General features: G+C 57.9%; 22 protein-coding genes. 10 read left to right on the forward strand and 12 right to left on the reverse strand.

Annotated elements, in window-relative coordinates; all coding sequences use genetic code 11:
* The first annotated feature begins 146 nt into the window (after positions 1-146).
* From M0P56_RS03685 to polX, 7 genes are all read left to right on the forward strand, one after another.
* Positions 147-1,544 (forward strand): FAD-dependent oxidoreductase, encoded by a 1,398-nt coding sequence (locus M0P56_RS03685; RefSeq protein ID WP_291508695.1) that lies wholly within the window; start codon positions 147-149, stop codon positions 1,542-1,544.
* The gene (locus M0P56_RS03690) at positions 1,537-2,457 is read left to right on the forward strand and encodes an aldolase (protein WP_291508696.1); all 921 of its coding nucleotides are present in this window, start codon (positions 1,537-1,539) and stop codon (positions 2,455-2,457) included. Before M0P56_RS03685 ends, M0P56_RS03690 begins: the two co-directional genes overlap by 8 nt.
* Positions 2,454-3,881 carry a pyruvate kinase gene (pyk, locus tag M0P56_RS03695; protein WP_291508697.1) on the forward strand — a complete coding sequence of 476 codons (1,428 nt, stop codon included), beginning with the start codon at positions 2,454-2,456 and terminating at the stop codon, positions 3,879-3,881. The genes M0P56_RS03690 and pyk overlap by 4 nt, the downstream gene beginning before the upstream one ends.
* Positions 3,882-3,918: 37 nt before the next feature.
* Positions 3,919-6,444, forward strand: coding sequence for an alpha-glucan family phosphorylase (gene glgP / locus M0P56_RS03700; protein WP_291508698.1), 2,526 nt, complete (start codon positions 3,919-3,921; stop codon positions 6,442-6,444).
* Positions 6,445-6,456: 12 nt separating this feature from the next.
* Positions 6,457-7,014 (forward strand): HdeD family acid-resistance protein, encoded by a 558-nt coding sequence (locus M0P56_RS03705; protein ID WP_291508699.1) that lies wholly within the window; start codon positions 6,457-6,459, stop codon positions 7,012-7,014.
* 91 nt (positions 7,015-7,105) lie between these two features.
* Positions 7,106-7,777 (forward strand): phosphoribosyltransferase, encoded by a 672-nt coding sequence (locus M0P56_RS03710; protein ID WP_291508700.1) that lies wholly within the window; start codon positions 7,106-7,108, stop codon positions 7,775-7,777.
* Positions 7,778-7,779: 2 nt separating this feature from the next.
* A complete protein-coding gene (gene polX / locus M0P56_RS03715; RefSeq protein ID WP_291508701.1) occupies positions 7,780-9,510 on the forward strand; it encodes a DNA polymerase/3'-5' exonuclease PolX in 1,731 nt (576 codons plus the stop codon).
* Between the two features lie 23 nt (positions 9,511-9,533).
* Here the strand turns inward: polX and M0P56_RS03720 are convergent, their stop codons facing one another.
* Positions 9,534-10,205 carry a dienelactone hydrolase family protein gene (locus M0P56_RS03720; protein ID WP_291508702.1) on the reverse strand — a complete coding sequence of 224 codons (672 nt, stop codon included), beginning with the start codon at positions 10,203-10,205 and terminating at the stop codon, positions 9,534-9,536.
* Between the two features lie 153 nt (positions 10,206-10,358).
* On the opposite strand from M0P56_RS03720, the gene M0P56_RS03725 reads away from it, so the two are divergent.
* Positions 10,359-10,619: a GlsB/YeaQ/YmgE family stress response membrane protein gene (locus M0P56_RS03725; protein WP_291508703.1), complete on the forward strand. Its 261-nt coding sequence runs from the start codon at positions 10,359-10,361 to the stop codon at positions 10,617-10,619.
* A gap of 44 nt (positions 10,620-10,663) precedes the next feature.
* On the opposite strand, the gene M0P56_RS03730 is transcribed toward M0P56_RS03725, so the two are convergent.
* The 8 genes from M0P56_RS03730 to M0P56_RS03765 all read right to left on the reverse strand — a co-directional run bounded on the left by M0P56_RS03730 (position 10,664) and on the right by M0P56_RS03765 (position 17,704).
* Positions 10,664-11,335 carry an endonuclease gene (locus tag M0P56_RS03730; RefSeq protein WP_291508704.1) on the reverse strand — a complete coding sequence of 224 codons (672 nt, stop codon included), beginning with the start codon at positions 11,333-11,335 and terminating at the stop codon, positions 10,664-10,666.
* 9 nt (positions 11,336-11,344) lie between these two features.
* Positions 11,345-12,220: a 23S rRNA pseudouridine(2605) synthase RluB gene (gene rluB, locus M0P56_RS03735; protein WP_291508705.1), complete on the reverse strand. Its 876-nt coding sequence runs from the start codon at positions 12,218-12,220 to the stop codon at positions 11,345-11,347.
* 126 nt (positions 12,221-12,346) lie between these two features.
* Positions 12,347-13,651 carry a sulfide:quinone oxidoreductase gene (locus tag M0P56_RS03740; RefSeq protein ID WP_291508706.1) on the reverse strand — a complete coding sequence of 435 codons (1,305 nt, stop codon included), beginning with the start codon at positions 13,649-13,651 and terminating at the stop codon, positions 12,347-12,349.
* 181 nt (positions 13,652-13,832) lie between these two features.
* Positions 13,833-14,345, reverse strand: a complete 513-nt coding sequence (scpB, locus tag M0P56_RS03745; RefSeq protein WP_291508707.1) for an SMC-Scp complex subunit ScpB — start codon at positions 14,343-14,345, stop codon at positions 13,833-13,835.
* Positions 14,338-15,168, reverse strand: coding sequence for a ScpA family protein (locus tag M0P56_RS03750; protein ID WP_291508708.1), 831 nt, complete (start codon positions 15,166-15,168; stop codon positions 14,338-14,340). Before M0P56_RS03750 ends, scpB begins: the two co-directional genes overlap by 8 nt.
* Positions 15,149-16,360 (reverse strand): tryptophan--tRNA ligase, encoded by a 1,212-nt coding sequence (locus M0P56_RS03755; protein ID WP_291508709.1) that lies wholly within the window; start codon positions 16,358-16,360, stop codon positions 15,149-15,151. The genes M0P56_RS03750 and M0P56_RS03755 overlap by 20 nt, the downstream gene beginning before the upstream one ends.
* Complete coding sequence (locus M0P56_RS03760; RefSeq protein ID WP_291508710.1) at positions 16,360-17,019, reverse strand: site-2 protease family protein; 660 nt, start codon at positions 17,017-17,019, stop codon at positions 16,360-16,362. The genes M0P56_RS03755 and M0P56_RS03760 overlap by 1 nt, the downstream gene beginning before the upstream one ends.
* Before the next feature lie 49 nt (positions 17,020-17,068).
* On the reverse strand, positions 17,069-17,704 hold the full coding sequence (locus M0P56_RS03765) for an L-threonylcarbamoyladenylate synthase (RefSeq protein WP_291508711.1): 636 nt from the start codon (positions 17,702-17,704) through the stop codon (positions 17,069-17,071).
* Positions 17,705-18,048: 344 nt separating this feature from the next.
* Between M0P56_RS03765 and M0P56_RS03770 the strand changes: the two genes are divergently transcribed.
* Positions 18,049-18,873, forward strand: coding sequence for a ferritin-like domain-containing protein (locus M0P56_RS03770; RefSeq protein ID WP_291508712.1), 825 nt, complete (start codon positions 18,049-18,051; stop codon positions 18,871-18,873).
* 36 nt (positions 18,874-18,909) lie between these two features.
* Here M0P56_RS03770 and M0P56_RS03775 read toward each other — a convergent pair whose 3' ends face one another.
* On the reverse strand, positions 18,910-19,191 hold the full coding sequence (locus M0P56_RS03775; protein WP_291508713.1) for a hypothetical protein: 282 nt from the start codon (positions 19,189-19,191) through the stop codon (positions 18,910-18,912).
* A gap of 60 nt (positions 19,192-19,251) precedes the next feature.
* Positions 19,252-19,536, reverse strand: a complete 285-nt coding sequence (locus M0P56_RS03780; RefSeq protein ID WP_291508714.1) for a hypothetical protein — start codon at positions 19,534-19,536, stop codon at positions 19,252-19,254.
* A 505-nt stretch (positions 19,537-20,041) separates the two neighbouring features.
* Here M0P56_RS03780 and M0P56_RS03785 point away from each other — a divergent pair.
* On the forward strand, positions 20,042-22,276 hold the full coding sequence (locus M0P56_RS03785; protein ID WP_291508715.1) for a mechanosensitive ion channel domain-containing protein: 2,235 nt from the start codon (positions 20,042-20,044) through the stop codon (positions 22,274-22,276).
* Positions 22,277-22,359: 83 nt separating this feature from the next.
* On the opposite strand, the gene proB is transcribed toward M0P56_RS03785, so the two are convergent.
* A complete protein-coding gene (gene proB / locus M0P56_RS03790; RefSeq protein ID WP_291508716.1) occupies positions 22,360-23,559 on the reverse strand; it encodes a glutamate 5-kinase in 1,200 nt (399 codons plus the stop codon).
* Positions 23,560-23,631 lie beyond the last annotated feature (72 nt).

Raw genomic sequence — 23,631 nt, forward strand, 5'->3', positions numbered from 1 at the left:
ATCAGGGCATCCGTCCGAATCTCACCTCTGCGCCATCTGCAAGACGGACGTTGAGAATGTTCTACACTGACAGGAGGATACGGTCATGGCGCATGATGAACCGGTCGCTGCATCCTTTTCCAAGCGCAACTGATGAGGAGCATCAGATGGCTGACACCACAACGGATATCCTGATCGTTGGCGGCGGCCCCGCCGGCATGATGACGGGGATTACCGCCGCCCAGTTCTCGCCGCACAAAAAGGTCCTGGTGATCCGCCCGGAAACGGATGCGGTGATTCCCTGTGGTATCCCCTACATATTTGGCACCCTGGGCGGCACCGATGAGGATATGGCGGGGCGCGCGCCCCTGCTGGCGGCTGGCGGACAGCTTCAGATGGGCATGGTCCAGAACATCGATCGCGTTGCACACAGCGCCACCCTGGCGGATGGCGCTGTCATTCACTGGGAACGTCTGGTGCTGGCCACTGGTGCCGAAAACTTCATCCCCCCCATTCCGGGCACCCATCTGGAAAACGTCTTCAGCATCCAAAAAGACTACGATTATCTGGAGAAGCTCTTCAGTACCCTCATCCCGCAAATCAAAAAACTGGCTATCATCGGTGGCGGTTTCATCGGGGTGGAATTTGCCGACGAAATCCGCAAACGCGGCATCGAGGTGCATATCGTCGAGATGCTACCGCACCTGATGCAGGCGGCCTTTGACCTGGATGCCTGTGCGGCGGTGGAGAAGCAGTTGCAGGCCCATGGCGTGCATATCCATACCGGAGCCCGGGTGGAGGCGCTGCTGGCCGATGCCAGCGGCAAGCGCGTCGGGCAGGTGCAGATCGCCGGACAGGATGCCCTGAACGTGGACGCAGTGCTCATCGCCATCGGTACTCGCCCCCAGGTCGCGCTGGCCAGGGATATGGGCTTGACCCTCAGCCGCTCCGGCGGGATCTGGGTCGATGCCTTCCAGCGTTCCCGCGAAGATCCCGATATTTTTGCCGTCGGAGATTGCGCCCACAAGCAGGATTTTTTCACCCGCAAGGCCAATCACGCCATGATCGCCTCTCAGGCGGCGGCCGAGGGCCGCATCGCTGGCATGAACCTCTATGGCCTGCGCCAGCTCCGCTACAATGCCGGATCGGTAAGCATCTACGCGAGCCAAATCGATGGCTTGGCTTTCGGCGTCGCCGGGCTTACCCAGCATCAGGCGGAGCAGGAAGGCTTCCCCATTCTGGTCGGCGAGGCTCACCTGCCCGATCATCACCCCGCCTCCATGCCCAATACCACAGAGATTTACTGCCGGATCATCTTCGCCGCTGACTCCCTGCAGATACTCGGCGGACAGATTCTCGGCGGTGCCACCACCGGCGAACTGGTCAATACTATCGGTCTCGCCATACAGATGCACGCCTCCGCACCCGATCTGGCCAGTATGCAATTTGGCAGCCAACCCCGCCTGACGCCTTCCCTGCATCCCCTGATAGCCGCTACGGGTGACGCCCTACGACGCCATTATGAACCTCTCCATCCCTGCTTTACAGGAGCCCCACATGCCTAAAATCGCCCAAGCGCCACTCGGCATGTCCGCCGAAAGCACGCACCGCTGGATGGAAAACTATCGTCTCGCCACCCAGGACAGTGGACGCCTGTTCCTGATGGCCGGCGATCAGAAAGTCGAACATCTCAACGACGATTTTATCGGTGGTCATGTCGCGACGGACGACTCCGACCCGGAGCATCTGTTCCGCATCGCCAGTGAAGCGCCCGTGGGTTGCTTCGCCGCACAAATGGGCCTCATTGCCCGCTATGGCATGGACTACCGCGATATACCCTACCTACTCAAACTCAACAGCAAGACCCATCTGATCAAAGCGGCGCAACGCGATCCGGTCAGCCTGCAGTGGCAGAGCATGGCGCAGGTCCACGACTTTCTGCGTCATTCCGGTCTCCGGGTGGTTGGAGTGGGTTACACCATTTATCCGGGCTCTGAGTTCGAGCCGACAATGCTCAGTGAAGCGGCATGCATCATTCAGGATGCCCATGCCATGGGATTGCTGGCCGTCATCTGGGCCTACCCGCGCGGCAAGGCCGTGGGTGAACGCGAGCAGGACCCGCATCTCATTGCCGGTGCTGCGGGTCTGGCGGCCTGTCTCGGGGCGGATTTCGTCAAGATCAACCCACCACTCAATGCGGTCGGCGCCATGGACGGCACGCTCCTGGGTGAAGCGGTAGCCGCTGCCGGACGCACCCAGGTCGTCTGCGCAGGGGGTTCGGAAGCCGATGCGCCGGAGTTTCTACAACGCCTCCACGAACAGATTCATGTGGGTGGCACGCAAGGCTGCGCCACTGGCCGGAATGTCCATCAGCGCAGCCAGCCCGATGCCGTCAACTTCTGCAAAGCCATCCACGCCATTGTCGTCCACAATCAGGGCGTCGATGAAGCGGTCAAACTGCTGAATCCCAACGCATGATGAAACTACCAGCGCAGCGCTGCAAAATTGTCTGCACCATCGGCCCGGCGTCCGATGCACCGAAAACACTGGAGCAGATGATCCGCGCCGGAATGAATGTGGCCCGCCTGAATCTCGCTCATGGTACGCCGGATGAACACCGCAGCCGCATTGGCCGTATCCGCGCTGCGGCGGAACAGGTGGGACAGCGCGTTGCCATCCTCGCTGACCTGCCCGGCCCTAAAATCCGTATCGGTGTGCTACCCGCCCCGGTCACCCTCAAACGCGGCAGCCGGGTACTCCTCGCCCCTGATGTACCCGGAACCCCAGAGCAGATTCCCTTGGAGCTGCCCCGCCTTTCCCGTCCTCTGGTCAAAGGTGACACGGTGTTTCTGAATGATGGCTTTATCGAATTGCATGTGGAGCAGCATGATCCTGCCGGTATCCTCTGCCGGGTGCTGGTAGGCGGCGCACTGCTCTCCCATAAGGGCGTCAATCTGCCCGGGGTGACACTGGAAGGTGGCGCCCTCACCTCGGCTGATCGCGAATTGCTGGCCTTCGCGCTGGAGGCCGGCGTTGACGGGCTGAGTGTCTCTTTTGTGGAAACGCCGGAAGACCTCCACGCCGCCCGTCGGGAAGCGCAGGCTTTGGGTTATGATCCCTTTCTAGTGGCCAAAATCGAAAGGGCGCAGGCATGGAAACACATTGATGCCATCATCGCCGCCGCCGACGGCATCATGGTGGCGCGCGGTGACCTTGGCGTAGAGGTACCCATCGGGCAGATCGCGCTGATTCAAAAGCGCCTCATCCGCAAGGCCCGCGCGGTAGGCAAGCCAGTCATCACCGCCACCCAGATGCTGGAATCCATGGTTCACAACCGTCGCCCCACCCGTGCGGAGGTGACGGACGTGGCCAACGCCGTCCTCGATGGTACCGACTGTGTCATGCTCTCCGAAGAATCAGCCATGGGCGATTATCCCGTCGATGCAGTGAAAATGCTGGCGGAAATCGCCCACATCACCGAAAAATCGCGATCCGAGATGAGCCCGCTCGATGCAGAAACCCTGCACGACGCGCCCAGTGTGGAGTCGGTCATCGCCTGGGATGTCCGTACCGCTGCTCAGCATCTGAATCCGCTGTTTATCGTCACCCCCACGGAAACGGGCACCACCGCAGCCCGCATCGCGCGCTTCCGACTGGCCCCGTGGATACTGGCCTTCAGTCCCCATAACCGCACTTGCCAGCGCCTGTGCTTTCATTATGGCGTGCATGCCATAGAAATGCCGAGCCCTGATCAGGGCTGGGAACAAGCCGTCCGCCGTTGGCTGGTCACCCAGGGTATCGAAAAAGGCCTCATTCTCCTTACCCATGGCCCGAGCCAGGGCCACCCCGGTGGCACCAACCGTTTAGAGATTATTCGTCTGGAGCAAGCCAGCACCCTTTGATCTGCTCACCGCATGTTCCATTGAACCGGAGGACTTTGTGACCATTACCCCTTGCTACCTATTCCCGCAATTGCCCGAATCACTTGCCGGTCTGGCCGAACTCGCCGTCGACCTGCGCTGGTCCTGGAGCCATACCGCTGACACCCTCTGGCAGCACATCGCTCCTGAACTCTGGGAGCAAACCCGCAATCCCTGGCTGATTCTGCAAAATGTTGGCGGTAATACGCTCCAACAACTGGCCCAGGACCAGGATTTTATCGCGAAGCTGAACACCTTCGTCAGCGAGCACCGCGACCGCCTCGCGCAAACATGCTGGTTCAGCAAAACCTATCCCCACCCGCCCTTCAGTCAGGTGGCCTATTTCAGCATGGAGTTTGGTCTGTCCGAGTCCCTGCCCATTTACTCGGGAGGCCTCGGCATCCTTGCCGGCGACTGCTTGAAAACCGCCAGCGATCTCGGAATTCCTCTACTGGGTATCGGCATGCTCTGGCAGCAGGGTTATTTTCGCCAGAGTCTCGACGATTGCGGCCGCCAGATCGAACTCTATCCTTACAACGATCCCACCCAGATGCCCGTCACTCCAGTGCGGGACGCGTCGAGCGAATGGCTCCGCCTGGAATTGCCTTTCCCCGGACGCAAAGTCATCCTCCGCGCCTGGCAGGCCCAGGTCGGTCGGGTGACCCTGTATTTGCTCGACAGCAACGACCCCCTCAACGCCCCCGCTGATCGCGGCATCACTGCCGAACTCTACGGTGGCGGCCCGGAGACTCGCCTGCAGCAGGAAATCTGCCTGGGCGTCGGCGGCTGGATGCTGCTGCGCCGCCTGGGGATCCAGCCGGATATCTGTCACCTCAACGAAGGGCATGCAGCCTTCGCCATTCTTGCCCGGGCTTACAGCCACATGCAGGATCATGGAACCGATTTCCCCTGCGCCCTTACCGCCACCCGCGCCGGGAATATCTTCACCACCCATACCCCCGTTTCCGCCGGTTTCGACCGCTTTCCGCCGGAACTGCTGACACGCTACGTCGCCGGCGCACCCAGGGCCTTCGGCATAGACGTGGAAACGATCCTCGCCTTGGGCCGGGAGAATCCAGAAGACACCCGCGAACCTTTCAACATGGCCTGGCTCGCCATTCACGGCAGCCTTACCGTCAATGGCGTCAGTCGCCTGCATGGGGCTGTCAGTCGTCGTTTGTTCCAACCCCTGTTTCCACGTTGGCCCGAGGACGAAGTCCCCGTCACGCACGTCACCAACGGCGTTCATACGCCCTCCTGGGATTCCGCTGAAGCCGACGCCTTATGGACCAAGCATTGCGGCAAGGCACGCTGGCTGGGGGACTTAAAGGATATCGAAGCCGATTTTCGCCGGACCTCCGATGAGGATATCTGGCAACTGCGCAGCACCGCGCGCCAGCAGGTGATCCACTTCGCTCGGCAACGCCTGCAAAAACAATTGGCAGCCGCACACGCACCCGATCAGGACTGCGAACAGGCCAAAACGGCACTCGATCCCAATACCCTTACCATCGGTTTCGCCCGCCGCTTTGCCGCCTACAAGCGCCCCAACATGCTGCTCACCGATCCAGATCGTCTCTACCGTCTGCTGAATAATCCCCACTGTCCCGTACAATTGCTGATCGCTGGCAAGGCACACCCCAAGGATGGGGCCGGCAAGGCCATGATCCAGCAATGGACCCAATTTATTCATCAACACCCCGACCTGGCCGGGCGCATGGTCTTCATCGCCGATTACGACATGATGGTCGCCGAACAACTGGTGCAGGGTGTTGACCTGTGGATCAATACCCCGCTTCGTCCCTGGGAAGCCAGTGGCACCAGTGGCATGAAAGTGCTGGTCAACGGCGGCCTCAATCTCTCGGAGCTGGATGGCTGGTGGGCCGAGGCCTATAGTCCGGAGACCGGCTGGGCGTTGGGGGACAGTCAGGAGCACGATAGCGACCCGGAATGGAACCGACTGGAGGCAGAGCAGCTTTACCGTCTGTTGGAGGAAGAGGTTGTTCCCCTCTTCTACCATCAGCGTGATGCCAACGGCTGCCCTTGCGGATGGATAAACAAAATCCGCGAAAGCATGAGCCGGCTGACCTCTCAATTCAGCAGCAATCGCATGTTGCAGGAATACGTGCACTCTTTATATGCCCCTGCTGCCCGCCTCCTCGCCGCTCGTAGCGAACGGGCCACGGTGGACGGGATCAGTCGATGGCAGCATGACATTCGTCAGCATTGGCAAAGCCTGCATTTTGGCGAACTGAATGTACAAAGTGACACGGACACTCATCATTTTCAGGTGCATGTATATCTGGATGATCTTGACGCCGACGCCGTGGCGGTACAACTCTTTGCCAATGGCGACGGAGCGCAAGACCCTAAAATTTATGCGATGACGCGCGGAGACGCCTTAAGCGGGGCAATCAATAGCTACAATTATACCTGTGCAGTGCCTGCCCACTGCGCGGTCGAACGTTTCACGCCGAGGATCATTCCGCATCGCGACGGATGTTTGGTTCCCATGGAAAGCACCGAAATACTCTGGTACCGCTGAGAGGACAACTTCATGAATAATCAGATACCTGATCTCCCTACCATCGTCGAGGCCGAACGCAAAATGTTCGGCAAATACCTCCTACCGATTGCCATCGTCCTGATCGTTATCGGCCTTTTCGGACTGCTGAGCCCGGTCATTCTTTCGGCCGTAACCGATGGGGTGCTGGCGGCCATATTGATCATTGCCGGGTTCACCTGGATCATCCACAGTTATCAGATGCATCAGCACCGGTTGGCAGACTGGCTGAAACCGCTGCTGCTGCTCATTACCGGCGGGATCATGATCGCACTGCCCAACGCCGGTATTGCCGCCATCGGCCTGATGTTCATCCTCTACTTTGTGCTTGATGCCTACCGCAACTTCACCCAATCCAACGTCCACGCCGGCCACGGAAGGGGCTGGTTTATTTTCAGTGGAGTGATCGATATTGTCATAGCCATTCTGTTTTTTGCCACCTGGCCACAAGGCTCGCTCATTCTGGTCGGCATCTTTGTGGGCGTAAATCTGATTTTTGATGGCGTCATTTTGCTGATGCTCCGCAATGTTGTGTCTGGAAGCAACAAATAGGCTCGAATAGCGCCATGCGCACATGCCCATAGCAGGACTATCCAGCATTTAATGCGGCGTTGCTGCATTATCCGAATCACCTGGAGGACGAATGATGACCACGATTCCACAACATTTTGCCAACCGTGAAGAGGCGGCGGAATTACTCACCCATCGCTTGGCCTCTTATGCGGGTAAACACCCCTTGGTGCTCGCTATTCCGCGTGGAGCGCTGCCCATGGCACGCATCATCGCCGAGAACCTCCACGGGGACCTTGACGTCGTCCTCGTGCGCAAAATCGGAGCACAGGGCAACCCCGAATACGCCATAGGCGCCGTCGATGAGGAGGGGCGGATATGGACCGATCCCATGGCCAATCGCCTGGGTATCGACGCGCAGTACATTCGCGATGAAGCAGCCCGGCAACTGGAGGTGATCAAAGCGCGGCGCGCACAATACACACCGATTCACCCGGCCATTGACCCTCAGGGCCGCATCGTTATTGTGGTTGACGATGGCGTCGCCACCGGTGCCACGCTGGGGGCTGCATTGCGTCTCCTTCGCCAGCGGCGACCTGCCCGCCTGATCGCCGCCTTTGCCGTGGCCCCTCCCGACACCATCGCGCAGTTGCGTCCCCTCGCCGATGATCTGGTGTATTTGGCGGCCCCACAACCATTTTATGCGGTAGGCGAGTTCTTTACCGACTTCCGTGAAGTCAAGGACGCAGAGGTGCTGGAGATTTTGCGCGAAACATCGCCCAGGCAGGAACCGGAGCAGACATAAACATGCCCATTCTCAATCCTGATATTGTCCAGATCTTCGACGAAATCGCCGACCTTTTGGAGATTGAGGACGCCAATCCCTTCCGGATACGAGCCTACCGCAATGCCGCCCGCCTCGTGCAGGGTCTGAGCAGCGATGTCAAGACTATGGTAGAGGCCGGTGAAGACCTCACCGAGCTACCCGGCATCGGCGACGACCTGGCCAAAAAAATCATCGAGATCGTTACCACGGGCCACTGCTCCTTTCTCGAAAAGCTGGAAAAACAGACCCCCCCGGCATTGACGGAGCTGCTCAAGGTGCCGGGCCTCGGACCCAAGCGGGTCAAGGCGCTTTGGCATGAACTGGACGTGGAGACCGTGGACCAGCTCACCCGCGCCGCCCGGGAAAAGCGCATTCGCGGCATCCCTGGTTTTGGCGAGAAGACCGAAGCGCGTATCCTGGAAGCCCTCCAGGCCCAGATCGCCGCCGTTCCCCGCTTCCCTATCGCCATCGCCGCCCCGTATGCGGCCGCCCTGGTCCGATACCTGCAGAACGTACCCGGCGTGCAGCGGGTAGTAGTGGCGGGCAGTTTCCGGCGCGGCCGGGATACGGTGGGCGACCTGGATATATTGGCTACGGCCGCTACCGACAGTCCGGTGATGGCGCGCTTCACCGCCTACGAAGATGTGGCGGAGGTTCTCTCCCACGGCACCACCCGGGCCACCGTGATCCTGCGGAACAAACTTCAGGTAGACCTGCGGGCCGTGGATGAATCCGCCTATGGTGCCGCCCTGCATTATTTCACCGGCTCGAAGGCCCACAACATCGCCATCCGCCGCATGGGTCAGGATATGGGTCTAAAGGTCAACGAATATGGGCTTTTTCGCGGGAAAGAACGTATCGCCGGCGATACGGAGGAGTCGGTGTATGCCGCTGTCGGCCTGCCTTATATTGCGCCGGAACTGCGGGAAAACTGCGGCGAAATCCAGGCCGCCCGCGCCGGACATTTGCCGAAACTGGTGGCGATGGGCGATTTGCGCGGCGACCTTCACGCCCACAGCAAGGCCAGCGATGGTCACTATAGTGTGCGGGACATGGCCGCGGCGGCCAAGGCCGCAGGTCTGGAGTATCTGGCTATCACCGAGCACAGCCGCCACCTGACCGTCGCCCATGGCCTCGACCCGGTGCGCTTGCGCCGGCAATTGGACGAGATTGACGCCCTCAATAGGGAACTCGATGGCATCACGCTGCTCAAGGGCATAGAGGTGGACATCCTGGAAGACGGCAGCCTGGATTTGCCCGACGGCATCCTGGGTGATCTGGACCTGGTGGTGGCTGCGGTGCACTACCGCTTTGATCTGCCCAGAAGCAAACAGACGGCACGTATCCTCAAGGCCATGGACAGCCCCCATTTCACCATCCTCGCCCATCCCAGCGGACGGCTCATCGGCAGCCGGGAAGCCATGGATGTGGACATGCCCCGCGTCATCCGCCATGCGCGCGAGCGGGGCTGCTTTCTGGAGATCAACGCCCAGCCCGAGCGCCTGGATCTCGTCGACATCCATGCCCGGATGGCCAAGGAAGAGGGGGTGCTGCTGGCCGTCAACTCCGATGCCCACAGCATTCACGACTTCGACAATCTGCGTTTTGGCCTGCAGCAGGCGCGGCGCGGCTGGCTGGAGAAGAAAGACGTGCTCAATACGAGGACCCTCAAGGCGTTGCGGCCATTGCTGGCGGCGACCATGAGCAGCTAGGCCGACGCGTGCGGGGGCCTGTTTCACTGCCTTATCACATCGGCGGCTCCGGCTGCGGCTTTGAAATGGCGCTGAAACCACTCCAGCGCGAGGCGGGCCGCCGCTTCCAGTGTCCCTCGTTCCTCGAAGAGATGGGTGGCGCCGGGGACAATGGCCAGTTCCTTCTCTGCCCGCAAAGCGGCGAAAGCCTGCTCATTCAGACCAATCACGACATCGTCTAGGCCGCCGACGACGAGGAGGGTGGGTGCTTTTACCTGAGTGATGGCAGGACCGGTGAGATCGGGTCGCCCGCCGCGGGAAACCACCGCAGCGATAGCGTCACCAAACTGGGCGGCGGCGCGCAAGGCCGCCGCAGCGCCGGTACTGGCACCGAAATAACCCAGGGGCAAGCCCGCCGCTTCCGGCTGTCGCTTTGCCCAACGGGTGGCTAACACCAGACGCTCGCTCAGCAGGCCGATGTCGAAGCGGGTGGCGTAGACCCTGTCCTCCTCTTCACTGAGCAGATCAAAGAGCAAAGTACCCATACCGCCATCGCGCAGTATCTGCGCCACGTAGTTGTTCCTGGGGCTCAGGCGACTGCTGCCGCTGCCGTGGGCGAAGAGCACCAGACCGAGGGCATTTTTGGGGACCGCCCAGTTACCTTCCAGGCTCACCCCTTCTGCCGAAATGCGCACGGACCGTTCTGATCCCACCATGCCTCACCTCCCGTTGATCTGCACTTCGTTCATTATAGAACCGGTCACGGCCCGTTGCGCTCGGAACATGGGTATCATCCAAATGTGAAATATAGAGATCACCTCCATACTTTGCTAAGGTGAATATCCAAACTCATCACAGGACCCTCCACCATGACACTCCTGAGCATCATCACCTTTCTCATCATTGGCGGTATTGCGGGCTGGCTGGCGGGACTACTGATCAAGGGACGCGGCTTTGGAATCATCGGAGACATCATCGTTGGTATCATCGGCGCGTTCATCGGTGGCTTCGTACTCATCTTCTTCGGCCTGGCAGGCCTTTTTGGGGCGGGTATTATCAGCGCCATCATTGTGGCTTTCATCGGCGCGGTCATCCTTCTGAGCATCATCAAGCTCATCAAAAGGATATGAACTCAGCCAGATGAACGCTATGGCTGTTCTGGTTGGCGAGGGCGTCATCGCCCTGCCGCATAAGCGCAGCGCATATTGAGCGGACAGGTATCACAGCACGGACGAGGCCGACAGTAATCCTTGCCCAAAGAGACCAGCAGGGCATGCAGCGCATTACGTACCGCTGCGTCGCCCGGCTCCAGCTCCGCCTCGATGGCAGCCTGCACCTCGGTATAGGACAGATGATCGCCCAACAGACCGACGCGACCACCAATCCGGCGGGTATACGCGTCCACCACCATCACGGGCAGACCCAGGGCATAAAGCAGAATGGAATCTGCGCTTTCCTCACCGATACCGTGGACCGCCAGCAAGTCTCGCCGCAGCGCCGGAACGGTCGCCTGCCGGGCGATCTGTTCCGGCACCGCACCCGCACCCCGCGCCTCCAGAAACCGGCACAAGGCCAACAGGCGTTTCGTCTTTATCCGATAAAATCCAGATGGCCGGAGCAGTTCAGCCAGATCATTTTCCGATAGAGCCAAAATGACCGCCACGCTCAGGGCATCCGCCGCCCGCAGATTGGCAATCGCCTTTTCGACATTGCGCCAGGCGGTATTCTGGGTCAGGATCGCACCCACCATGACCTCAAAGGGCGACTGCGCGGGCCACCACTCCTGTGGGCCGAACGCCTCCTGCAACGTCCTGAATACCGCCAACCAGCCATTTTCCCCTGGCATCGACAGGCGCTAACCCCGGACCACCCGACGTCCCTGCCCCGCTCCGCCACGCGATGCCCCCTGTCGGGCTTCTCGCCTGCTGTTGTTTTTTCGCGGTTCGGACGCATCTGTCCCTCGTCCCGCCTTGTCAGGGGGCGGTGTCGCAGGGTTTACCCACTGCACACTGGCAAGCAAGGCTTCGCGCTCTTCGTCGGGCAATTCGTCAAAGTAACCCGTCTTGAGCAAACGCGGCATTTCCACCACCCCGTAGCGCACCCGGATCAGGCGACTCACGGTCAGGCCGACTGCCTCGAAAAGTCGTCGCACTTCGCGATTACGCCCCTCGGCCAAAGTGACGTGATACCAGTGATTGAGACCTTCACCCCCGGCTTCCTGCACGCTCGTAAAACGCGCCTCACCGTCTTCCAGCGCCACACCCTGCAATAGGCTGGCCTGCTGCTCCGGACTCACCACTCCCATCACCCGGACGGCATATTCCCGTTCGATGCCCGCGCGCGGATGCATCAGTGCGTTGGCGAGATCGCCGTCATTCGTCAGCAATAACAAGCCCTCGGTGTTGTAGTCGAGACGCCCGACCGCAATCCAGCGGCTACCGCGCAACCGCGGCAAGCGATCAAAAACCGTGGGCCGACCCTCGGGGTCACTGCGGGTAGTGAGCTCCCCCACTGGCTTGTGATAGCGCAGCACGCGCAGGCGCGGACGCACCCAGGAGGGAATCCGCAACGCCTCCCCGTCAACGGTAATTTTGTCCTGTGCCGTCACCCGATCCCCCAGTTTGGCGGGCTGGCCATTCACCACCACACGCCCTGCCGCGATCCACTCCTCCATCAGGCGGCGGGACCCCAGGCCAAAACGCGCGAGTACCTTCTGCAATTTTTCGTCCATGTTTCTCCAAAACCTACGCAAGCTGCGGCAAATACTCCCCGGATCATATCCCGTCCGCGCTCTGGCACCTACAAAAAAACATACCCCGCACAAAGGCGGGGCAATTTTTGCTGACCACTGCGACGGTCAGGATGCCTTACGATGGGTCTCGTCCTCCTTAAGCCGACTAATACCCATCATCTTAAACAGCATCCTCTCATAAAAAGGCTCGGAGACACCTATCTTCATCTTGCGGATGAAGTACTTCTCAAAGGCCACCTTGGCCAGATGTACCCAGCGGCCATAGGCAAAGATATCGACCTTACGGGGTCGCAACTGGGGCAGGGCAATAAACGCCGCGCCGCGATCACCCATATCGGCAAAACACACCGCATTCCAGGTGCCCATGGTCTGCTCACCCTTACGGCCTTCCAGATCCGCCTTGATATTATGTACCGCCGCCGACACCATGGACTCGATCATGTAACCCGTCTTGGGCGCGCCAGTCGGTACCGGAGTTACTTCCACCGGCGGAATTGCGATAGCGATACCCGCCGCAAAGATGTTCGCATACTTCTTGCTGCGCTGATGTTCGTCCACCAGCACAAAACCGCCAGGATTGCACAACCCCTCGACACCAGCCACGGCAGGCACGCCCTTGAAGGCCGGGATCATCATGCCGAACCTGACTGGCAGAACCATTTCCTTGACGGTTTCACCCAGATCATTCACCTGGGTCACATACATTTTGCTGTCTTCGACCTTGGTGACCTTACAATTGGTGTAGGCATCAATACCCTCTTCCTTGAGCCCCCTGGTCAGAATACCCATAGAGTCACCTACGCCCTGAATGCCCAGGTGACCAATATAAGGCTCACTCGTGATAAAGGTGAAGGATGGAATTTTGTCGCGCATGCCCCGCTTTTTGAGATCAGAAGCGACGATCATGGCATATTCGTAAGCGGGCCCAAAGCAACTGGCGCCCGCCATAGCACCCATAACGACAGGGCCTGGTTCGCGTAACAACGCCTGATATTCAGCAAAGGCCTTCTCTGCATGATCCACCGTACAAATGGATTGCACCGGGCCGTCATGCGGGTCAGAACCCGGCACATTCTCAAAAGCCAGCTTCGGACCGGTAGTAATCAACAGATAGTCGTAATGCACCTTGCTACCATCGGCGAGGGTAATATCCTGTGCTTCGGCATCAATGTGCTCAGCGGACTGCGGAATGAAATGTATCCCTTTGCGCTCCACATAAGGTCTGATTGGAAACGCGATGTCGTCACGCTCCTTCCAGCCTACGCCCACCCACGGGTTGGACGGCACGAACTGGAAATAATCATTGGCGTTGATCAGCGTCACCTCATGCCCGGAACCCAGAGCTTCTTTCATTTCGTAGGCGGCCGGCATCCCGCCTGTACCTGCGCCCAAAATTATGACATGTGCCATTGTTTGCTCCTCACATAACCTACTGCGCCAGATTCAAGGTAAGCCACAACCCCCATCTCCGCTTACCGAGCCCAATTTCAAACTCTGCTCTGGATATTATAGTACGTCCAAAATTCGTCCAATCAGATTGATATAACTTTCCCATCATCTTTATTTATCATGTTTCATTCCGTCACGTTTTTCATATTCCGTCAGGTCTCTCCGCCGCCATGACCTTTGGCAATGCTTCCAGCGAAGGCAGCGAAAAATGTGCCAGGAAACCCGGTGTGGTCACCCAAAGCGCCGGTCGCCCCGGAGTATCCCGGTGCCCGGCGACCATTATCCAACCGCGCTCCTGAAGCTGCTGCATGATCTGCGCGCTCACTGCAACCCCCCGCCAATGCTCTATTTCTGGACGGGTTATCGGCTGCTGATAGGCAATCACGGCCAAGGTCTCCAGCGTCGCCTTGGATAAAGGTCGTGGCGCCTCGACGTGAAGGCGCGCCAGGAGAGCATTGTGACGGGGATGAATCTGCAAACGATAGCCACCGGCGACGGAGACCAGTTGCAGAGGTCCTTCGCCAACGGCTAGCAGCGTCTCCAACGCCGCCTCCCATCCTCCGCAGTCGGGATCGTCGTCAAGAAGGGCCGCCAGGTGCTCGCGGGAGATCGGCTCAGCGCTGGACAAAAACAAGGCCAGGAGCGCCTCACGCATCGGCCACCCCAAGCCCATCGACACCCGCTACCGCGACCTGCCAGCCCCCCTCTTCGTCTTCGACCAAAGCCAGTGCCTCTTGCCGGAGCAATTCCAATATGGCTAATAGTGATACTGCCAAAATCAGGCGATCTGCCGTGGGCGGCAGGAGCTCGTTAAAAAACCAGGGGCGCGGCTCTCGGCGGCAATGCAGAAGTAACTCCACCATCCGTTGCCGTAATCCCATATGTGGATTCGTCAGGGTATGGGCCGGAGGTGGCTTGCGCGCAGGGCGCTGAAGCAACGCCTGCCAGGCATTTACGACATCCAGGAGGGCTACCAGCGGTGGTGCCAAGGGCAGATCAGGGCATGGCGTGGGGTACATTGTCCAGAAATCCCGTCCTGCCTGAGGCAACGTGTGGAGCGCCTCCGCTTGACTCTGCACCGTAGCCAGAGCCTCCAGGCGGCGCGCCAGTTCCAGACGGGGATCAAGGTCTTCATCCTCCGCTGCGGGCGGCACGGGCAACAGCATGCGTGCCTTGATCTCCGCCAGCCAGGCCGCCATCAGCAGATATTCCGCCGCCAGTTCCAGATTGCGTCGGCGCGCTTCGTGCAGGTAGTGCAGATACTGCCGAGTCACTTCAGCCACTGGAATATCGCGGATATCCATGCGGTTACGGCGGATCAGCCAGAGCAGCAACTCCAGCGGACCGGAAAAGCTCTCCAGCAACAGCTCCAAGGCGTCCGGTGGAATAAAGAGCCCATCGGGCAGGACTTCCAGCGGCTGCCCGTGAACCTGCATGGGCACCGCCGATAGACGGGATTCAGAAACGGCGCTGCCCATGCGCCAGACCCATGGCTGCGCGTACCCGCTCCAGCGTCTGCTCGGCGCGTCGGCGGGCACGCTGGGCACCCGCGTGGGCAATTTCCTGTAGTTGCTCCGGACGGGCCGCCCAGTACTCCGCCCGCTCACGGATCGGGGCCTGCTCAGCGAGCACAGCTTCAATTACCGGCTGCTTACAATCCAGACAGCCGATACCTGCCGTTGTACAGCCATTGCGGACCCATGCCTGCGTCTTCAGGTCGGAATAAACCTGATGCAGGGCCCAAACCGGGCATTTTTCGGGCGTACCAGGGTCCGTGCGTGCCACCCGAGCTGGATCGGTGGGCATGGTACGAATTTTTTTCTGCACCACTTCCGGCACTTCTCGCAAGGAGATCGTATTCCCGTAAGACTTGCTCATCTTCTGCCCGTCGAGCCCCGGCATTTTTGAGGCCGCCGTCAGCAACGCCTGGGGTTCGCGGAGAATTTCCCGCCCCTTGCCCTCCAGGTGGGCCAGGAGTTGCTCGCACATCCCCGCACTGAGCCCTGCCTGCTGCCCCAGGAACGCCGCCGCTTCGGTCACCGCCAGACCGTCACCGTTCTGCTGAAAACGCCGCTGTAAGGAGGCAAAAGTCTTCGCCGCGCGCTTGCCCATGGCCTGTATGCCCTTTTCTACCTGCGCCACCGCATCGGCATCGCGCCCGTAGAAACTGTTGAAACGCCGCGCCAGCTCTCGGCTGATCTCCAGATGCGCCACCTGATCCGCCCCCACCGGTACCTTGTGGGCGTCATAAAGCAGAATATCGGCCGTCATCAGCAGCGGGTAACCCAGAAAACCGAAGGTGGCAAGATCACGCTCCCGCAATTTTTCCTGCTGATCCTTGAAGGTCGGCACACGCTCCAGCCAGGACAGCGGTGTCAGCATCCCCAGCAGCAGCGCCAGTTCGGCATGCTGTGGCACATGGGATTGGATAAAGAGCACGGACTTTTCCGGGTCTACCCCCACCGCCAACCACTCAATGAGCAGATCCCAGACCGCTTCACTGATCCCCCGTGTCGTTTCATAATGGGTGGTCAGCGCATGCCAATCGGCAACGAAGAAATAACACTCCGCCTCATCCTGCAAACGCAGCCAGTTTTTGAGTACGCCGTGATAATGCCCCAGATGCAAACGACCCGTCGGCCGCATGCCGGAAACGATGATTTCTGTCATCACAAACCGCCAATTGTCAGAAAAAAGTGACGCACCAACAGAAAAAGAGGACCCAGGACGGACCACAACACGCCGGTGAACAGCAGTGCAATCAAAATAATGAATCCATAAGGTTCAACCCGGCTCAGGGCCATACTGGCTGACGCCGGCAACAACCCCACCGCCACCCGACCACCGTCCAGCGGCGGAATGGGGATCAGATTAAAAATGATCAGGATGACATTGATCATAATGCCCGCCTCGCCCATCAGCCGCATGGGTTCACTGATGTACGCCAGGGCATCGGGGAGATGCCCGCCCATCCACAACACCAGTGTCCATAAGAAGGCCATCAACAAATTGGCGGCTGGCCCGGCGATGGCGACGAGCACCATATCGCGTTTGGGGTCTTTCAGTCCGTCAAAATTGACCGGCACCGGCTTGGCGTAACCAAAGAGAAAGGGCGAGTGAAACAGCAGCAGCATGCCCGGCAGCAAAATGGTCCCAAAAGGATCAATATGTTTGATCGGATTCAGCGTTAGACGACCCATGAGCATAGCGGTGGGATCACCCCGTTTCCAGGCAACCCAGCCATGGGCCACCTCATGCACGGTAATGGCAAACAACACCGGTATCGCCCAAATGGCCAGGGTTTGGATAAATTGCGTGGCATCAGACATGGATGCAGTATATCAGCGTAATGCCCTACCCGCCTAATACTACATGGGGCTAGACGGCAACGCTAAGACCGAGCAGCCCCGGGTCACCAGCGCCTTGACGGAGCAGGCGCGGCGGCCATTGCAAAAGATCCACCACCGTTGAACAGAGTGCCCCACCCACACCCGAGACCAGCACCATATCCACCTGACTCCCCAACACCTCACAAATTTCATCGGGATCTGTCAGCGGCGCACTGGCGCCCGGAAGTTGCAGGGTAGAGCTCATCAAGGGCTCTCCCAACTCCGTAAGCAGCATTTCACACACGGGATTGGCAGGTATACGCACACCAATACTGTGCTTTTTCGGGTCGGCCAGGCGCCGCGGCACATCTTTGGTCGCTGGTAGAATGAAGGTGTAGGGTCCAGGCATCGTTTTACGCACCAGCGCATACGCAAGATTATCCAACTTGGCATAGTCCGCCAATTGGGAAATACTGGAAAACAGCAGCGAGAGGTCATGCTGCAAATCCAGTTGCCGGATGCGCCGCAGCCGTTCTTGGGACTCCCGTGCCGCCACTATACAACCCAAGGCGTAGCAGGTATCCGTTGGATAAACCAGCAAACCTCCGGCATGCAGCACCTCAACGGCTTGCGCCAGCAGTCGCGGCTGTGGATTCACAGGATGCAATTCTACACACAACGCCATGATATCCTCCTTAGGAACACAATGGCCTTCAACAAGCAGACACCCCGAGGCACGAAATAGATACCGCCACAATTCAAAAGGGAATGATACGTCAGCCGCGACTGGTCCCGCCAGTCTCTCCCTGCCCCTCGACGTGCCCCATGACACATTGACTAGAGGACAGAGCGCATGAGCAGTGCTGCCATTTAGGAACGCCCCGGCGCGCCTCTTATACCTGCCTGCTGGGTCGTGGTGAATACGGCGGACACTGGCGTGCCGCCTTTGTTGCCACAGGGGCATCAGCACAGGATATGCGCTATAATCACCAACCCCATTGACAGAATTTTAAGGAGGCGGCAAATACAATGCCCGCAGATAACGTCCGTCCGGCCTGGTCTCTGGCCGATATTCCTTACGCCGCCATTGAAAAGGAAAAGATCATCGGCAATATGGACTGGTTTTATCTATTAGCCGGTGCTTCCTTTGTAGAAACGCTGTCCGATCTCTACACCCGTAACCTCGTGGAATACTATCAGGATAACGTGAGTGCCACCATGTGGTTGCTCCAGGAATGGGAGATCGAAGAGGTACAGCATGGGCAAGCATTGCGCCAATATGTGCTCACTATTTGGCCGGATTTTGATTGGGAACGTGCTTATCAGGGCTTTGTAGACGCTTATCTGCCCTACTGTCGCACGGATTTACTGGGACCCACTCGCGCCTTAGAAATGGCTTCACGCTGCGTCGTCGAGACGGGCACGTCCAGCTTTTATACGATGATTCAGGCGGCCAGCCCGGAGCCCGTGCTGTGCCAGCTCGCTGCACGCATCCGCGCCGACGAAGTCCATCACTACAAATATTTCTACCGATTTTTTCTGCAATATCAAGCACGCGAGAAAAATTCACGCTGGCGCATTGGCCGTGAACTCTGGAAACGTGTGGCCGAAGTGGATCAGGAAGACAGCTATCTTGCCCTCAAAAATGCTTTTGAAGTAAAAAATCCCGGGCAGCAATTCTCCTTGGAGGATTTCTCAGCATTTCGACAACGCATGGGCGGCTGGATAAGTCGCCACTACCCCTTTGATATGGCGATGAAAATGTTGCTCAAACCAATCGCCCTGCCCCCCCTGCTGCAAAAAGTCATACTTCCCTTACTGACGCGCAGCGCACGGCGCACCATCATCAACTAACGGCGTTACCGTGGGATTGCTACCTGCCAACCCCCATCAATCGTCATCGCCCCAGCGACGGTCATGCTCATGGTGCCAATAATGTTCACGACGCCGATACCAGCGCGGAGGCGGAGGCGGCGCATAATAGTAGGCTGGTGGCGCTGCATAATAGGTTGGCGCTGGATAGACGACACCGGGGACACCGATAGACAAGCTTACTGCCGGGCCACCCCAACCATCCCGATCCGCAAACGCGGAGTTCGACAGCAACAGGATACCCGCACCCAACGCTGTCACCGACAGCATAAAACGCCATTTACATTTTTTGGTGGACATCACTTCCTCCGCATTCTTCTCAATAATGATGGGAAACACAGTCACCCATTTCCCAACTGGCTACAGGGATCGTACCGTAACAGACGCATACTGACGGTGGGGGGCAGCCGAAGATTGATGGGCAGGCTCTTCCGGCGTAAGCAGCAGCCAGTCCGCCTGCTCAACATGGCCCATCACCATCTGCGCGTCGCCCATCATCCGCAGGCCGCTGGACACTACCGGCCGGGCAACAGAAGTAGTCGTTGTTGGGCGCAGTGGCGCCACCTCGTGCACAAGGCCTCCCAAAGCGATGAAAGGTGCGGCAATCAGTGCCGTGAACAGGGCATTATAGATGGGCTTCTTCATGGCTAACTCCTCTACGATCATTACACACCGTTATCAAGCATTTTTTATGCCACACTACCCGGAAGCCAACGATGGCCACGCGCAGGAAAACCTGAAACGCCCACCCACAGGGCCAAAACCCCTTTTTGTGATCATTCACCAACGGATAACCCACCAAAAAAGCTTCGTTTCAAGATCAGGGATCACATCAAGCTGTCGCCATATGCCGACAACATATACCCCTCTCGTCATTTTTTATCGTGCAAATAACCACCTAGCGAGGTGGCTAGGCGACTACAGCCAGCAGCCTGAACCGAAGCCCTCAGCCATCGCCTGTGATAAGCTGGCGATCAGCGCAACCCCATGCCCATTTCTCGTTCCATGAATGGCCTCAGAAAAGGAGCGACATGTGATTCAGTGGAAGATCCTTTTACCAGCGGATAACCGGAATTTTTCAAAAAGTAGGCTGATATTTTCGCATTTATCCTGGTTAGGAAGATGCTTTGTTATCCTGATTTTTCCGCTATTGGCAGACGCCTCTGGCACGCCGGTGTCACAGGCCAGTGCGACGCTACAATCGATTCACCAGGATTTATCAAAAAACGTCGATTTACAGCAACTTCTGAGCTGGCAGAAAACCGTACGCGTGATCAGCGACAACGCACAACAGTGTATAATAGAAAGGAGCAGCAACCTCAACCAAATAGATAAAAGTCTGGGCATACTAGGGTCTACCATTGCCGGCGAACCAAAGAATCTCAGTACATTACGCCAAAAACTACAGGATACGCAAAAGAATCTCAGCGGAGAACTCGCTACCTGCAAGGTTCTCGCCGTCGCGAGCACAGATCTGAGCGAACAAATCAGCAACAAACGTGATGCACTACATGATAAATTGCTCTTACGCCATGATCACAGCATCTGGAAACAGGCGATTGCCCTGCAATCGGTCTCTGCTGCCACTTGGATTGACGAACAACATTTCTGGCTCGCTCATAATGGACGTTCTGTTCTTGCACAACAGAACTTGCAGATATCCATAGGAATTGGTGTAGTCATATTTGTGTTGCTATTTTTTTTACGTGCGTCATTAGCTAAAATAATTTATCGCACACTGAAGTTACCTGTTCTACAACATAATTCTTATCATTATATATCGTTGCTGGCGGGCATCCTCGCCACTGCAACGGCGACCTATTTCACCAACACCCTTTCGCCCCTCATTGCCCTCATTCTCGGCACCTGGGGCGGCTATATCTTTATCTCCATGCTACTCGCTTTGGCCCTCAGCTCGTCGGGCGTAGTCAGCCGTCATTTACCTTGGAGACCGCAAACGCTACGTCCCACTCTGCGAACCTTACGGTTCATTGCGGCCTTATCCGTATTGGGTCTCACCTGGGCCAACATTTCTCCCAACGATCCATTGTCGCCGATAGGACCCATCTTTTTTGGATCTATTTACCACCTGGTAGTTCTCGGTGCAGTATTTTGGCTGGTCTGGCAGACCGGCGACCGAAAATCTTTCCGTGGTTATCCGCTGCTTAGAATACTCATATCATTAGCCCTGATCGCCACCGCTATATTCGCCATCATTGGTTATCGTAATCTTTCTTACTATATGTTCTTTGGCCTGCTAATGTCCTTGCTTGCCTTCGGAATGGGTCTGTTTTTTTCCTGGGCAAGTGCCGACTTTTGGATGCATACAGCGCGAAAAGCCGGGCGCTGGCAACATCTCCTGCGCCAACGTCTCGGCCTGAAAGAAGATCAACCCTTGCCCTGGATAACATGGTTCAGTGCCATAAGTTACGCCGCCGTGTGGTTATGCGTAGTGGCATTTATTTTATATGCCTGGGGTCTGACACATACCGGATTTACCCTGATCGGGAAATATTTCATCACCGGCTTCTCCATTGGCAGCTTTCATATTCAGCCTTTTCGCTGGGTGATTGCTGCGCTTTTGCTCGTGCTGCTGTTCAACATTAACGCCCTGGTCCAGAAACACCTATCCGACCACTCCCGGATTATTGGACATTTGGAAAGCGGGGCCCGCCACTCCGTACTGTCCATCGTCAGATATATGGGATTTATCATCGCCGTACTGATTGCGCTTTCCACCGCGGGTGTAGCGCTGCACAATCTTGCCATCATCGCGGGCGCATTATCCGTTGGCATCGGCTTTGGCCTGCAAAATATCGTCAATAATTTTGTGTCTGGTCTGATTCTGCTATTGGAGCGTCCCATTCGTGTTGGTGACTGGATTCAGGTGGGTACCACTCAGGGATATGTGCAGAAGATGAGCATCCGTTACACCCTGATCCTTACTTTTGACCGCACTGAAGTCTTCGTTCCTAATTCTGAACTGATCTCTGGCCAGGTGACCAACTGGATGTACACGAATAGCGTGTTGCGCCTCATGATCCCCTTCAGCACTGCTCATGATGCCGATATCCCGCTGGTAAAGCAGTTGCTGGTAGCGGAAGGTCAAAATCATCCCGACGTCCTGCAGGACGATCCGCGCGGTATTCCGCCTACCGCGCTGTTGCTGGACGTCAACGAAAATGCCCTGCAATTCTATCTGCGGGTGTATCTGGAGGACTGTAACAAGAGTTATAACGTGCAGACCGACCTGCGTGCTTCCGTGGTGGAAAGTCTGCTCCGCCATAACGTAACACTGGCGCACCAGCAGCAGGACGTCCACATCATTCCCAGCCGGATTTTACCTACGGACGGGAATATGGTTCAGCCGACGGGAGGTCATTAACCACCACTATCAGGTTATCGCGATGGGCCAGTATCGGTACATCCCCGCTCACCTCGGGATCGTCAGCCAGCTCACCACCGTTTTTAGCGTAACAAATCGTTGATTACCAAGTTGTCACGATGAATCAGTACATCTTCCAGCACCTCAGGATCATCCGCCAATTCATGACTCTGTTTCCGGCAGCAGCGCGCAGCGACCGGCGCGTCGAGATTGATCAAACCGCGGGCGATGTCCCGCCCCAACGGATCTTTGCAAACGACCAAATCGCCCCGCCGGAATGTACCTTCTACCGCGATAACTCCCACCGGCAGTAAGCTGCTTCCCTCCTCCAGAATCGCCCGGGCCGCGCCCTGATCCAGATGCAGCACTCCGTTGCTGCGCAGATGCCCGGCCAGCCAGCGCTTCCGCGCAGCCAGCTTAGGTAAGCGGGCATGAACGAAGGTGCCGATCGTTTCCCCCTGCTGCAAGCGCGGCAAAACTTCCGGACTGCGTCCATCCGCAATGATCGTCGACGTACCAGAACGCGCGGCACGTGCCGCAGCACGCACCTTGGCCAGCATACCGCCCGTTCCCACCCGGGATCCGCCGCCCCCGGCAATGCGCTCCAGCATCGGATCGCCTGCACCAACCTCCGTCAGGAGCGTCGCTTCGGGATGACTGCGCGGATCAGCGTCAAACAGTCCCGTCTGATCGGTAAGAATGACCAGGATATCGGCATCCAGCAGATTGCTCACCAGTGCCGCCAGGGTGTCGTTGTCGCCCAGATTGATCGCGCTATAAGAAACCACATCATTTTCGTTGATGATGGGCAGCACATTCCTGTCCAGCAGCGTGCGTAACGTGGAGCGTGCATTCAGGTAGCGCCGGCGGGTACGAAGATCATCGTGGGTCAACAGCACCTGACCACAGTATAAACGGTCATTCTCGGGCTGCGCGCATTCCTGCAGCATCTTCTCGTAGGTATGTATCAGGGCGGATTGACCAACGCTGGCCGCGGCTTGTCGGGCTTTGAGTGAAACCGGCCGATCTGTCCAGCCCAGGCGTTGCATTCCAGCGCTTACCGATCCGGAGGACACCAGTACCACTTCTACACCGCGCTGATGCAACTGCAGAATTTGCTGCATCCAGGCGTGTATCGCGGTGGTATCCAGATGCTGGCCGTCGTTCGTCAGCAGGCTGCTGCCAATTTTAATCACCCAACGCTTCGCATCCGTTTGCAGATTTGAACGATTCGACCATCGGTTAGGTTCTATTGCCCGTTTTTTTCCGATGCGATCCGTCATGCATCCCTCCTGTTCACCGAATAGATCTGTGATTGAAAAAAAGTAAGCCCATGCCGGTAGTACCGTCACCCA

This window comes from Acidithiobacillus sp., from assembly GCF_023229925.1.
Taxonomy (GTDB): Bacteria; Pseudomonadota; Gammaproteobacteria; order Acidithiobacillales; family Acidithiobacillaceae; genus Acidithiobacillus.

Bases quoted from the DNA above. Each gene is read 5' to 3' on its own strand.
- rluB (WP_291508705.1), bottom strand. From the start codon at position 12,220: ATGGACGAAAAATTGCAGAAGGTACTCGCGCGTTTTGGCCTGGGGTCC.
- M0P56_RS03760 (WP_291508710.1), bottom strand. From the start codon at position 17,019: ATGTCTGATGCCACGCAATTTATCCAAACCCTGGCCATTTGGGCGATA.
- M0P56_RS03770 (WP_291508712.1), top strand. From the start codon at position 18,049: ATGCCCGCAGATAACGTCCGTCCGGCCTGGTCTCTGGCCGATATTCCT.
- proB (WP_291508716.1), bottom strand. From the start codon at position 23,559: ATGACGGATCGCATCGGAAAAAAACGGGCAATAGAACCTAACCGATGG.
- M0P56_RS03690 (WP_291508696.1), top strand. From the start codon at position 1,537: ATGCCTAAAATCGCCCAAGCGCCACTCGGCATGTCCGCCGAAAGCACG.
- M0P56_RS03740 (WP_291508706.1), bottom strand. From the start codon at position 13,651: ATGGCACATGTCATAATTTTGGGCGCAGGTACAGGCGGGATGCCGGCC.
- M0P56_RS03730 (WP_291508704.1), bottom strand. From the start codon at position 11,335: ATGCCAGGGGAAAATGGCTGGTTGGCGGTATTCAGGACGTTGCAGGAG.
- M0P56_RS03710 (WP_291508700.1), top strand. From the start codon at position 7,106: ATGATGACCACGATTCCACAACATTTTGCCAACCGTGAAGAGGCGGCG.
- M0P56_RS03720 (WP_291508702.1), bottom strand. From the start codon at position 10,205: ATGGTGGGATCAGAACGGTCCGTGCGCATTTCGGCAGAAGGGGTGAGC.
- M0P56_RS03780 (WP_291508714.1), bottom strand. From the start codon at position 19,536: ATGAAGAAGCCCATCTATAATGCCCTGTTCACGGCACTGATTGCCGCA.
- M0P56_RS03705 (WP_291508699.1), top strand. From the start codon at position 6,457: ATGAATAATCAGATACCTGATCTCCCTACCATCGTCGAGGCCGAACGC.
- M0P56_RS03750 (WP_291508708.1), bottom strand. From the start codon at position 15,168: ATGGGCAGCGCCGTTTCTGAATCCCGTCTATCGGCGGTGCCCATGCAG.
- pyk (WP_291508697.1), top strand. From the start codon at position 2,454: ATGATGAAACTACCAGCGCAGCGCTGCAAAATTGTCTGCACCATCGGC.
- M0P56_RS03685 (WP_291508695.1), top strand. From the start codon at position 147: ATGGCTGACACCACAACGGATATCCTGATCGTTGGCGGCGGCCCCGCC.
- polX (WP_291508701.1), top strand. From the start codon at position 7,780: ATGCCCATTCTCAATCCTGATATTGTCCAGATCTTCGACGAAATCGCC.
- M0P56_RS03725 (WP_291508703.1), top strand. From the start codon at position 10,359: ATGACACTCCTGAGCATCATCACCTTTCTCATCATTGGCGGTATTGCG.
- M0P56_RS03755 (WP_291508709.1), bottom strand. From the start codon at position 16,360: ATGACAGAAATCATCGTTTCCGGCATGCGGCCGACGGGTCGTTTGCAT.
- M0P56_RS03765 (WP_291508711.1), bottom strand. From the start codon at position 17,704: ATGGCGTTGTGTGTAGAATTGCATCCTGTGAATCCACAGCCGCGACTG.
- scpB (WP_291508707.1), bottom strand. From the start codon at position 14,345: ATGCGTGAGGCGCTCCTGGCCTTGTTTTTGTCCAGCGCTGAGCCGATC.
- M0P56_RS03775 (WP_291508713.1), bottom strand. From the start codon at position 19,191: ATGTCCACCAAAAAATGTAAATGGCGTTTTATGCTGTCGGTGACAGCG.